This window comes from Methanomicrobia archaeon, assembly GCA_016930255.1.
In the GTDB taxonomy this organism is placed as follows: Archaea; Halobacteriota; Syntropharchaeia; order Alkanophagales; family Methanospirareceae; genus JACGMN01.
In genome coordinates this window covers 61,633-74,054 of the sequence record JAFGHB010000005.1, presented here as the reverse complement: position 1 = coordinate 74,054, position 12,422 = coordinate 61,633, and the positions used below count along the sequence as shown (strand labels likewise).

Annotated in this window: 11 protein-coding genes; 7 read left to right on the top strand and 4 right to left on the bottom strand. The window is 49.2% G+C overall.

Going from position 1 to position 12,422, the window contains the following annotated elements; genetic code table 11:
- Nucleotides 1-62 precede the first annotated feature (62 nt).
- The 5 genes from JW878_00900 (at nt 63) to JW878_00880 (ending at nt 7,933) form a co-directional block, all read left to right on the top strand.
- Entirely contained in the window at nt 63-2,168 is a 2,106-nt protein-coding gene (locus tag JW878_00900; GenBank protein MBN1761623.1) for a minichromosome maintenance protein MCM, read from the top strand.
- Nucleotides 2,169-2,366: 198 nt separating this feature from the next.
- Nucleotides 2,367-4,427 carry a 4Fe-4S binding protein gene (locus tag JW878_00895; protein ID MBN1761622.1) on the top strand — a complete coding sequence of 687 codons (2,061 nt, stop codon included), beginning with the start codon at nt 2,367-2,369 and terminating at the stop codon, nt 4,425-4,427.
- A complete protein-coding gene (locus tag JW878_00890) occupies nt 4,428-5,093 on the top strand; it encodes a molecular chaperone TorD family protein (protein ID MBN1761621.1) in 666 nt (221 codons plus the stop codon).
- 223 nt (nt 5,094-5,316) lie between these two features.
- Nucleotides 5,317-7,005: a right-handed parallel beta-helix repeat-containing protein gene (locus JW878_00885; protein ID MBN1761620.1), complete on the top strand. Its 1,689-nt coding sequence runs from the start codon at nt 5,317-5,319 to the stop codon at nt 7,003-7,005.
- Nucleotides 7,006-7,447: 442 nt separating this feature from the next.
- Complete coding sequence (locus tag JW878_00880; GenBank protein MBN1761619.1) at nt 7,448-7,933, top strand: hypothetical protein; 486 nt, start codon at nt 7,448-7,450, stop codon at nt 7,931-7,933.
- Here JW878_00880 and JW878_00875 read toward each other — a convergent pair.
- The 4 genes from JW878_00875 to JW878_00860 all read right to left on the bottom strand — a co-directional run bounded on the left by JW878_00875 (nt 7,930) and on the right by JW878_00860 (nt 11,617).
- Nucleotides 7,930-8,436: a hypothetical protein gene (locus JW878_00875; GenBank protein ID MBN1761618.1), complete on the bottom strand. Its 507-nt coding sequence runs from the start codon at nt 8,434-8,436 to the stop codon at nt 7,930-7,932. The two genes, JW878_00880 and JW878_00875, sit on opposite strands and share 4 nt — an antisense overlap.
- A 145-nt stretch (nt 8,437-8,581) precedes the next feature.
- Nucleotides 8,582-9,610, bottom strand: coding sequence for a redoxin domain-containing protein (locus JW878_00870; GenBank protein MBN1761617.1), 1,029 nt, complete (start codon nt 9,608-9,610; stop codon nt 8,582-8,584).
- 140 nt (nt 9,611-9,750) lie between these two features.
- The gene (locus JW878_00865; protein MBN1761616.1) at nt 9,751-11,055 is read right to left on the bottom strand and encodes a redoxin domain-containing protein; all 1,305 of its coding nucleotides are present in this window, start codon (nt 11,053-11,055) and stop codon (nt 9,751-9,753) included.
- 166 nt (nt 11,056-11,221) lie between these two features.
- Complete coding sequence (locus tag JW878_00860; GenBank protein ID MBN1761615.1) at nt 11,222-11,617, bottom strand: hypothetical protein; 396 nt, start codon at nt 11,615-11,617, stop codon at nt 11,222-11,224.
- Nucleotides 11,618-11,770: 153 nt separating this feature from the next.
- Between JW878_00860 and JW878_00855 the strand changes: the two genes are divergently transcribed.
- Both JW878_00855 and JW878_00850 read left to right on the top strand, forming a co-directional pair.
- Nucleotides 11,771-12,301 carry a hypothetical protein gene (locus JW878_00855; GenBank protein MBN1761614.1) on the top strand — a complete coding sequence of 177 codons (531 nt, stop codon included), beginning with the start codon at nt 11,771-11,773 and terminating at the stop codon, nt 12,299-12,301.
- Between the two features lie 19 nt (nt 12,302-12,320).
- A complete protein-coding gene (locus JW878_00850) occupies nt 12,321-12,407 on the top strand; it encodes a hypothetical protein (GenBank protein ID MBN1761613.1) in 87 nt (28 codons plus the stop codon).
- The last annotated feature ends 15 nt before the right edge of the window (nt 12,408-12,422 follow it).

Below are 12,422 nucleotides of genomic sequence, written 5' to 3'. Positions count from 1 at the left end.
ATATAGATACAAGAGCTAATGCCGTGCTGATATAAATAGGGTGGCAGGGGCACAGAGATAAAATGACGCAGGACTTGGTGACGGAAAAGTGGGAGGACTTTCTCAAGCGCTATTATTGGGACGAGCTCATAGGCCTCTCGAATTCCTATCCCGAGAAGCGCAGTTTGCTCGTTAAATTCTCCGAGATGGATATCTACGATCCTCATATTGCGGATATGCTTTTGGACGATCCGGATGTAACACTGGAATCCGCGACGCGGGCGTTACGGGAGATGGACATTCCTACCGGCGTCACACTCGACGAGGCCAATCTGCGGATCGTAAAGCTGCCGCGGAAGGTGAAGATCCGGGACATTCGCAGCAACGATATTGGTAAACTCGTAAGCATCGAAGGGCTGGTTACCAAAGCGACGGAGGTGCGGCCGAGAATAGTAGAAGCGGCATTCGAATGCCCTTTCTGTCATCACATCTTCGCGACACCCCAGGCCGGGAGCCAATTCAAAGAGCCGTACGAATGCCCGCAAGAGGATGGCGGCTGCGGACGGAAGGTGCAGCGGTTCCTATTACGCGTGGATCAGTCGAAATTCGTAAATGCACAGAAGATTCGGCTGCAGGAGTCGCCGGAGGAGTTACGAGGCGGCGAATTACCACAAGCGCTGGATGTTAACCTGGAGGATGACATTTCGGGCGAGGTGGCTCCGGGCGATAGGATCGTCGTTACCGGCATTCTCAGATCGTATCAGCGAATAACGCAATTTGGGAAGAAGCTCTTCTTCGATATCTATCTCGACGGCAATTCGCTGGAGCTCAAAGAGGAGGAGTTCGAAGAGATCGAGATAACGGAAGAGGACGAGCGTGAGATAATGGAGCTGCAGGCGCGGCCAAATTTGTATGATGACTTCATAAAGAGCATTTCTCCTTCGATATCCGGCTATAAAGAGATAAAAGAAGCTATGGTTCTTCAATTGTTCTCCGGAGTCCCAAAGGAGCTTCCAGATGGGACGAGAGTGAGGGGCGACATACACGTGCTCCTCGTTGGTGATCCGGGCGTAGCAAAAAGTCAGTTGCTTACCTATTTGGTGAAGTTAGCACCTCGTGGGCTGTACACCGGCGGAAAGAGCAGCACGTCCGCGGGACTCACGGCGGCCGCGGTTCGAGACGAGTTTGGAGAAGGGCGATGGACCCTGGAGGCCGGGGCTCTGGTCCTTGCGGACAAGGGTATCGCGGCGGTTGATGAGATAGACAAGATGAAAAAAGAGGACCGGGACGCACTCCACGAGGCAATGGAGCAGCAAACGGTCTCTATAGCGAAAGCGGGCATGATGGCGCGGTTAAACTCACGATGCGCACTGTTGGCTGCTGCAAACCCGAAACAGGGCCGGTTTGACAAGTATACCTCGATATCAGACCAGATAAATATGCCGCCTACGTTATTGTCCCGATTCGACCTCATCTTTACCATGATAGACCGACCTGATCGCGTGGAGGACACGAAGACCGCGCTACACATACTCGACACTCATTATGCCGGCGAACTGCTTGCACAGCTTGAGAACAGGGGCAAGATGGAAGAAGAGGGCAAGGAGCGTTTCAGAGAGCAAGTGCAAGCAATGGAGCCCGCAATACCCGGTGACTTGTTGAGGAAATACGTCGCATGGAGTAAACGGAAGGTATTCCCTGTGATGACCGAGGAAGCGAAGAAGACGTTTCTGGACTTCTACATCTCGCTTCGGAGTGAGGGCTACGAGGAGGAAGATGCGCCGGTTCCTGCAACGGCACGGCAGTTAGAAGCGCTGATACGGTTGGGTGAAGCGCGAGCGAGAACGCGACTGAGCGATAAAGTTACCGCGGAGGATGCCGAATCGGTAACGAACGTCGTGAACTTCTGTTTGAGGCAGGTTGCGGTCGATCCGGAAACGGGCCGACTGGACGCCGATTGGGTGACCGTGGGCACGACGAAAACCAGAAGGGACCGTGCACGATCAATACGCGAGATAATAAAGGAGCTAGAGAAGGAATACGGCGAGGAAGTGCCATTGGAAGAGGTGCTTGACCATGCGGAGGAGGAGGGGATGGAAAGAGACAAGGCGGAAGATATAATCGAAGTGATGAAACGTGATGGGATACTGTTTTCGCCAGAAAGCGGTGTGATTAAGTTCGTGCGATAGACTTCTTCTCCGATTGCGTGTGGATTAAGGGTGGATAACGGAAACAACGTAAACTGCGAGTGACGCATCACGATGCGGGAGAACGAGATAGCCGTGCGATGCGAGCGAGATTGAATTGAATAAGATGATATAATTAAAAATTAGTAGTTTATGATGGTGTAAGGGTAAGGGATCAAAGCAAGAAGAAAGGTGAACTACATGAAACTGGGTGTTTTCCTCTGCACGTGCAATAGCACTATGGACATAGATTTTAGAAATGTTAGAAAGAGCATAAAGAAGGAAGTTGAGATCGTTGAGACGGTTGATCAGCTCTGCCAGAGAGACGTGGATTATATTATCGACGACATCAGGCGATTGGGTCTTGATGCCATACTCATAGCGACATGCACAGAGAAGAGGCGCACCTTTGAACGGGTTGCATCGGGATTTGGCTGTGATACGTACGTGCTCAACCTCAGAGAGCACTGTGGCTGGGTACACGGAAAGAAAGAAGGTACGGAAAAAGCGAAGAGCATGATTAAAGCAGCCATCAGCTATGCTGAAAAGGAGGAAGAACTCCCGAGACCTGAAAAGATCGATGTGGATGTGGGCTTTGATGTGCTTGTAATCGGGAACGAGGCTGAAGGCGCATTAGACGTTGCGAAAAGCCTTTCTAACGTGGCTCATGTCCATCTGCTGACGAAGAACGTTCACGAGTGGTGTGATGAGCCGAGACTCCATATCGGAACGTTCAAAGGCATAACGGGCGAGATCGGTGATTTCGAGGTCGAGATCGAGCGCAACATAGATATAGCGAAATGTATCTCCTGCGGCCTTTGCGCTGATGCGTGCCCGAAAAATGCGGTACACTACGATGCAGTATACACGATTGACGAGACCTGTGACGAATGCGGCGACTGCGTTAGCGTGTGCCCAACAGATGCCATTGCGTTCCACGACGAGGATGTGTTGCACGTCGGACAGATTCTCGTGATTGACAAGAACTGGCACGGGCCTAACTACTTCGGGATTTATAAAGCGGACGATTACGAAGATGCATTAAAGAAAGCGCAGGATTTAGTTTCTAATTTGGGCGAAATAGGGGTGGAGAAGTATTTAGAAGTGGATTTGAAGCGCTGTGCAAGCGGCAGGAGCGAATTAATGGGGTGTGAGTATTGTTTACCCTGCCCGTACGAGGCAATCACGCGGGAGGGTGTCAAGATGGTGTTCAGCGCTGTGCGCTGTCGTGGCTGCGGACTCTGCGCTTCTTTATGTCCCTTATCAGTTCCGCAACTGCGTGATTATCCCAATCAGCTACTGTATTCACAAATAGAAAGCTTATTATCCGAGGATTTACGCTCAAACGTGCTCTTATTCGCGGACATGGAGAACGTTGAAAAGCTCACGGCAGTTGGCAGGAAGAAGCTTCGTTATCCCGCGGTAGTACCTCTCTTCGTGCCGTCCGTTGAGATGGTGTCCGAGGCGCACATACTCAGCGCGTTGGAACGCGGAGCGGATGGTGTTATTCTGTGGGCATGCGAGGACGGTCACCATGAACATCATGAACAGATCGAATCTGCGGTAACCTTTGCGCAGAAGACCTTATCCGCCTTCGGTTTGGGAGATCGTGTGCTATTGCTGGATGATGCCCCGTTCGCTGCGGAGGATTTCGCGAAGAAGGTTACTGATTTTGTCACTAAACTCAGCCCTTCGCCTATCAGAAAGAAGAAGCCCGTAGAGATCGATTTCACCGAACCGAAACGGGCTATTCTAAGAGCGTTGATGCAGAGCCTTCGTATGAAGGCCGGTGTGCATCCAACGTTACGGGAGGAAAATACATCGTATCCGTTTGCCGATGTTGCTATCAATTCGAACTGCACGCTCTGCAATGCGTGCGTGACCATGTGCCCGACAAACGCGCTGAGTAAGGCGGAGAATAAGATCGATTTTGTATACGGCGACTGCATTGCCTGCGGTATGTGTCAGCAAGCCTGTCCGGAAGAAGCAATTGCGTTAAAGCGGGTGCTTGACTTTTCGCAACTGGTTGATGAGGGGAGCAAAAAACTGGTTGAAGTCGAGTTTGTCGCCTGTGCGGGATGTGGAGAACTATTTATGCCGAAATCCGCATTTGAACGAATGAAACAGATACTAAAAGCGGGTAAAGGTGAAGGCGAACTCAACGTGGAGGAGCGATTAGACCTGCTCAAGTATTGTCAAAAGTGCAGACCGGTAAGAGCCGTTGAGGTATCATTACAAAAGTTGGAGGAAGAGAAGGAGTAGATGAGCGAACTAGAAGAAATTTTGGAGACGAGAAGGAACTTTTATGCCTTTTTATTTCGGATGTATGTGGAAGCGCCAGCACGAGAACTTGCAGCGGATTTGGTGAACGGAAGGTTCCAGTTTCAGGAGTTCAAATCGTTAGACGTAAATACCGAGCTGTTCGAGGGTTTTCGGTTATTGAACGAGTTTATGGAGAAGAGCAAAGGCAAGGATATCGATACTTTGTATGACGAGTTGAGGGGGGAATATACGCTCTTATTCGTCGGACCCTTTAGACCCCCGGTAGAGCCGTACGAGGCCTGGTGGGTGAGTGGAAGGCGGCTGGGTGAGCCGCTGGTAGCGGTAAAGCAAGCGTACAGGAAAGCAGGTGTCGCAAAATCACGGGAGTATACAGACCTCGAAGATCACATCGGATTTGAACTCAAGTTTATGCATTATCTCTGCGAGGAGGAATTAGCAGCGGCTACCCAGAAACGATTAATAGAATGTCTCAAACTACAGCGCGAGTTTCTCGATGAGCACATGTTGAAATGGGTGCCCACGTTCTGCGATGCGCTCTACACTTATGAGAAAGCCGATTTCTTTAAAGGCATTGCAAAGCTAACAAAAGGCTTCATTCTGTTTGACGACGCGGTGGTCAGCGATTTATTGGAGAGTGCGCAATAATTAATCGGTTAGGTGAGGAAAGAAAAATCACGGGGATCCCGTCTTTTACTAAAACGCGTGATCCTGAAACTTCTTAGTCGTGTTTCAAGGCAATTCAAGACAGATACCCCAACCAACGTTCAACACGGTGAGGTCGACCTTATGCCCTATCCGCCGCGGGGGGCAGCGACACGGAAAAAAATTCCAAAAGGCTTTTATATGCGCCTCGTACCTCCTATTTCTGGTGATAGGGAAAAAGGTGAAAGCGAAAGAAAAAAAGAAGGGCGTGAACAAAGGGCTGAGGGGTAATGACGAGGAGATGTGCGAAAGTAGATCGCCCTGGGTAAAAGTCACCCTTTTAAGAAGAAGTCTTGTGGCTGCGTTTTTACTCGTCTTTCTGCTCGTGCTGTGCACGGCGGGTGCGAGTGCGGCTACGACCTACACGGTCTGCGCTTCCGGGTGCGACTACACCAGCATTCAAGCCGCTGTGAACGCGGCAAATCCCGGCGATACCATCATCGTGCATGACGGCACGTACACCGAGAACGTGGTGGTAAACAAGAGTTTGATGATCCGGTCTCAGAATGGCGCGGCTGTAACGACGGTTCAAGCTGCAGACACAGGAGACATTGTCTTCTACGTGACTGCGGATGACGTGACCATCTGTGGGTTCACCGTGACCGGGGCAACAGAGGGGTATGGGATTTATCTTGATGGCGTGCAGCACTGCGCCATTCTTAATAACAATGCAAGCTCGAACTCCATAGGCATCTACCTGTATGATTCGAGCAACAACACGCTCACGTGCAACACCGCCAACTACACCGGGTATGGCATCTTCCTGTATGATTCGAGCAGCAACACGCTCTCGGGCAACACCGCCAACGGGAACGGGGGGGACGGCATTTGTCTGTTGTCCATGTGGTCGAGCAGCAGCAACAACACACTCACGTGCAACACCGCCAACGGGAACGGGGGGGACGGCATCGCACTGCTTGATTCGAGCAGTAACACGCTCTCGGGCAACACCGCCAACGGGAACGGGGGGGACGGCATCTCTGTGTCGTACTATTGGTCTTCTGGCAGCAACAACAACGAACTCTCCTGCAATACCGCCAACGGGAACGGGGAAGACGGCATCTACCTGTATTATTCGAGCAACAATACGCTCTCCTGCAACACTGCCAACGAGAACGGCGCGGACAATATCCTGCTGCATTATTCGAGCAACAACAATACCCTCACGGGCAACGACGCAAGCGAGGGGGTTTGGTATGGCATTCAGGTGTCTTATTCGAGTAACAATACCCTCACGGGCAACGACGTCAGCGCGAACGGATGGGACGGCATCTACCTGTGGGGGGGTTCGAGCAACAACACGCTCACGGGCAACAACGTCAGCGCGAACGGGTGGGCTGGCATCCACCTGTTTACTTCGAGCAACAACAGCATCACCTGCAACCTGGTGGCGAACAACGTACAGCGAGGATTCTACTTAGACTGGGGATCCTCGGGCAACAACACGGGCAACACCATCAGCAATAACACTATCATGGCCAACGGCGAGTATAATGCGACTATCGGGGGCTGGGAATGGAACTTCGACAACTTTCAGTCAGATGCTGTAGTAGCAGAAGACAACTACTGGGGAACGGATAATTCAACGGTCATCGCCGCGGGCATCAACGAGAATACGGGTACTGTGGATTATGACCCGTTCTTGACGGATCCTGCGCCGTGCGTGCCGACTGATCTCATGCCGTGCGCATCGACCTGTTCCGGGTCGTGCCCGATCTGTCCCGTGCCGTGTTACGAATCGCCGGGTCCCGTGCCTCGCGTGCCGATCACGGAAACGGCAACGGTACTCATGATTGGGTTGCTCGCGCTCGCGGGCTGTACAAGCGTGTGGCGGCAGAGGCGAAGCCGGACATAGCGAAGCGAATAGGGGGAAAGGAAATAGGAAAAGGAAGAGTCATGTAGGGGATAGGGTGTGCTCTTCATTGGCTCTTCTTATATTTCAATCATAAAGAAAGGTCATTCATGGTGCAGCTTGGTTGGGCTCCGGGCTGTCTCCACGCATGATCCTGTTTTTTATTATTGTAGTTATCGCCTTCTCCGGCTTTGCATTTTTAATACCTTTTTTGGATGATTAAAAGTGCAGAATCTTGATTTAAGGTGCAGAAGTTGGGGGTGATCGGCTTTGCTCCAAAAGTCTGAAAATCGCATGACTTTAAGAGCAGATGACCGACTTTAGTAGCAAGAGGGAAAAACTTCAGTAGCAAAGGTGAAATATACTTAGAGCGGAAGAAAATCGTAAACTTTTTAAGCGGGTTCAACTTTTTAAATATTAAGAAGGTGATACGGGGGTAAAAAAGATGAGTCTAACAAAGTTGTTGCCTTTTTTAAAATTCTTAGAAAGCGAAGCAGACTTTGGGTTCGATGTTACGAGATTCGAGCACCGACTAATGCTACAAAAATACGTATACATCGCTAAGTTTTTGGGGCTCCAGGTGGGGTATTCCCCTACGATTTATCTTAGGGGTCCGTATTCACCTAGCCTTGCTCAGGACTATTATAAAATAGCCAAATCAAAGTTAGTTTTTGGAGGGGATTATAAAAAAGAACTCGGGGGGTTTAAGGCTAAAAAATTTTTGGAACTGATAGGGGGCAAGGGCGCTGAGTGGCTTGAGGTAGCTGGAACCATCCTCTCACTATACCAAAGGTATAAAGGGAAATATTTAGGAGATAAATTAGAAAAATCAATTCTATCAACAACTTGCGACATAAAAAGTTTTTTGCCAGAAGAACGGATTTCAAAAGTATTTGCGGATTTACGCAGAGCGGGGATGATCATTATTTAAACATAGCTATAGGTAATGTGCAGTTTTTCATTTCTCTCTCCATTTTCTCGCATATCCTTTTCAATCTTTGTCAATGAGTGTGCACCTATAATACTAGTATCAGGCATCAAAAGATATGTTGAATAAGGATCACAAAGGGCACACAAGGCTATTAAACAATCAGTCGGATCTCTTTCGATCAATCGACTATCTTCCTTAATTAATGTTTGGGTTTTAAAATAGCATTTTCTATCAGGGGGTACAATATCTGCGTCTAGATCTTTCCGCAACCGAAAGAAATCCTGCATAATGCCCTCTGTTCTAGTTCTCTCGAACTCTTCTTTTATAAGGTTATTCGTCAATTCGCCGAGAACGATGAAAGGTATCTTGACTTTAATGCCGTATTTACCTACTTCATATTTTAATTTATTTAAATTCTCTGTTGCGTCCTCTTTTTCGTCGGTACCCTCCTCCCCCCACAGATAGCCTTGAAAGTAATAGGTATCAACGTATATTACCTGCATGCTCTTATTCAAGCCATAAACGGTTAAAAGGTTTTCTATTTTTGCCAGCTACCTTACTTCATCTAACAATTTATTAATTTTTTGGTGGAAATTTTTGCCCATAATGTCTTAAACTTTGGAGAACTTTGGGAGCAACCATCCGACTTTAGGAGCAGAAGCGACTTCTGGAGCAAAGCCGCCTTCTCCCTTTTGCGCGCCGCTGCACCAGCACGAGGATGCCAATGATCAGTACTGCCGCCGTAGCTTCAAAGCCGGGAATCTGCCCATCCTCTGGAGCAGGTGTTGGTGTCGGTATCAGCTCCCCCTCTTCTTGGTAAGCACTCTCAATTGCAGACTTCAGGTCTTCTAACGGGACAACTTCTACTTTCCGGAAGCTTATGTACCCTTCAGGCGTGATAATCACAATAGTTGGCGTGGCCAAAACGTAGCCCTGATACCGCGAAGCAATATTGTTGGTATCCCGTGCGAATAGCCAATCAGCGTTATATTGCTCTTTAAAGTTCTTCAGATTCTCATCGGTCTCCATCGGATCTATAGACACGGTTATAATAGCGACGTCGGGATACGCTTGTCGTAACTGTACGAGTTCCCCCATCTCTTCTTGGCATAGATGGCAAGTCGTTAGAATCAGTGTCAATACGACGACCTTTCCTCGGTACTCCTCGATGCTGAACGTCGTTCCATCTATGCTTGTAAGCGTAAACGGAGGTGCCGCAATGGCCCCTGTTGGTGCCTTGGTTGACGTTGGCGGTGTGAGCGTTGTGGGATATTTCTCTTTCCATGCATTGATCCCCCCAATCATCGTATACACGCGCTCGAAGCCGTGCTGGACGAGTAAATCGCCGGCCACTTGACTCGCACGACCCGCCTGGCAGTACGCGATAACAATTTTCGACTTGTCCAATTCCTCGATACCGCTTTCAAAAACGGTCGTATCGACACTCAGTGGTATGTTCACGACATGATAATTCGGCCCCGTTATGTGCTCAGAATTATAGATTGACTCGGGTCTGGTATCCAGCAGAATAATATCATCAGGATTTTCCTGTAGCATGTTATACACCTCATCCACCGATATGTCGATACGCGCTGCCGATGCGAGACTGGAGAAGAGGAGTGATAGAAGCAGGAGCGAAACTACAACCGTCCCAGAGCCGATCTTCTTTTTCAGCATTTTTATACTCACCTGCTATGCTATCGAGTCTCATACCATATAAATTTTTCTATCAATCACCAACTTTTTGGGGCATGCTGGTCGCAGCGTAGCGTCCCCTCTCTCCTTGACTTTAATCTAATCCATCACGATACGCGTTGTTATATCAGGTATTCCCATAAGAAGTAGACCCCAACGATGACAAGTATGACGCCGCACGCTCGGTTGAGGTAGGGTGTCAAAGCTCTCATGCGTTCCAGGAGCTTCATCTTCGCCGTTCCCACGATTACACTGACGGTAATCATCATACATCCCATTCCGATCGAAAATGAGAGGAATACGAGGAAAGCCTCTAAAACGCCGCCCGTGGCTAAGCCAGCGAAAATAAGCGCAATGAAGACCGGGGCTTGACAGCCCATGGCGGCAAGCCCATAGCCAACGCCGTACAAAAAGAGTCCCGAGTACCGAGCCCTCCCGCCTAATTTCGACGAGTAGGAAGAGAGCACCCCGCCGAATCGCTCGAAGATTTCTGCCCTGCCAAAGACCATCGAGAGCCCCAGGAAAACGATAACAACGCCAACCACGGGTGTGAAATACGTAACATACGGTTTAACCGCGACACCGCCTACCGCCACTGCAGCGCCTATTAAGGCGAACATGCCATTTATCCCCGTTGCGGAAGCTATTCCCGCTTTCACTGAGCCGCTCAGCGTTGGCCCCCCCTCGTATCTGCCAAAGTAGTAGCTGATATAGCCCGGGAGCAACGGAAACGCACAGGGAGCAAAGAAGCTCAAAAGGCCGGTCAACAACGCTAAAACGTACAAGCCCAGAATGGTAGACGACGGCCCCTCGGGCTCTTCTGGTTCCTCCGGCTCTTCAACCCCCCCTCCGGCGTACGCTCGTTCGACCTCAGCTATAAGTTCTTGTGCTGGAACAAGGCCAGCCTTCTGGAAGCTTATGTACCCTTCGGGGTCTATTATCACGATCATTGGTAGAGAGAGGGCCCTATATTTATCCCAAACTTTGTCGGTATCGCGCGCAAAAAGCCAGTCTGCATTGCTGGCGTAGGTCTCTCTAAAGCTCCTTAAATTTTCCTCTTGCTCGAGGGGGTCGACAGATATGGTCATTATGACGACATCACTGCGTTCTTCTCTCAATGTAGAGAGTTCTGGCATTTCATGGGGGCATACCTGGCACCAGCTTGCCATTAAGTCTAATACCACAACCGTTCCCCGGTAATCACTGAGACTGAAATCCGTGCCGTCGATGCTTGTAAGGTTAAACGGTGGCGCAATACTAGCAGCTCGAGCGACAGGAGGAATGGTCGCAGTTACAATACCGGAAATAAGGATGAGTGAGAGAATAAAGAGAGCAATTCCTAGCGGTAATTTAGGGGCTGCAAACTTCCTTCTCTCTCCCGCTTTGTCGCACATGAGTCTAACGCTCAGCTCGTAAGGATTTTTCATTTCTCTATAATAAATAAAATAAAAAGCCTCCTCTCTTATTTATCCATATCCCTCGCAAACAAGGTATGGGGCGTTGAGGGTTTTATAAGACGCTCTTTGCAAATAGACCTGAATTGTCTTCTACGGGATTTGGGGCGGGTTCTTTAGGAGCCCTTCACGTTAGGTCTTACGAGTCCGTAAGTAGTTCACGGATTGTTTTCATCTCCTTTTTTGATTCGGTGATCTCCTCATCCTTAATCATAACCGCCTTATCAAGGACATCGAGAAACCGGAGAAGCGTCTGTCGGTCTTCTTCACTTGCTTTAATCAGGTCCTCACGGGCAATGGAGGGTTTATCGGTAAACGTATCTATCGTTTTGTCGACTGGGAAGAAATAGCGCTTGACAATGTCAGTTTCACAGGCTTTGAGTTCCTCAGCTAATGTATCGACCGATTCTGGCCGAGGAGCAAAGACATTCTGTACTCGTCCGTGCAATTTTCGTGTAATTTCAAGAAAGAGTGCCTCTCGTTCAAGCAGCTCGGTTAGTTCCTTCTTCCTTCTCTTCTTTTCTTGATCTATCATTTCCTCGCGTAATGAATGGGATGCTATCACGGCTATATAAACTTATGTCTGACTCACTCCCTTCATTCAGGGTCCCTACTTTTATCATTTGCTCGCTACAAGCTGCCCTTTTTTATAGCAGGAAGCAGTTTCTTAACTGTAAGGAGGTGAAAAATGAGAAAAGCAAAGTTTTTTGGATATCTCGCTACGGCTTTACTTCTCGTTTTGATAGTATTTTCACTTGCATGCATTTCAAAGCAATCCATGGACGATCGCGAATTCGAGGAGTGGTATAGCGCTACGATGACTGAACTCGAAAGCGCTGCGACAACTATGGCCTCTGCTATTGAGAATTTCGACTGTACCACGTGTGAGGCTGGGGCACGGAGTGGCTATGATATTGCTACGCTGGCATTGGAGGAATTAGAGGGCTCCGAGGTTTCTTCAGAGATGCAACCGGTAAAAAGTCATTTGACGTTAGCACTGGAGAATTTCAAAGTGGGCTGTGAATATATCGAGTCGGGGGCAATGGAGTACGATCCTGATGATCTGGAAACAGCGGCCGGTTATATCAGTAGTGCTGCGAACCACTTTAGGGAAATTGATGCGTTGGGATTGGTACCATCAACACCCGTTGCAGTGCTTAAAAGGCTGCAGGGGGATTTGGAGCAGGCAGTACAAACACTGAGAAGTACGAGTACCTAACCGCTCTAGCCCTACACCTATGACGGGGGCTCCAAGCTACGAAGCGATTTTCGCTTCGAGTGGCTTATTAGCGGTGGCGTATCTGCTGTTGAGAAGTACGAGGTAAAAGCGGAACGCTCTT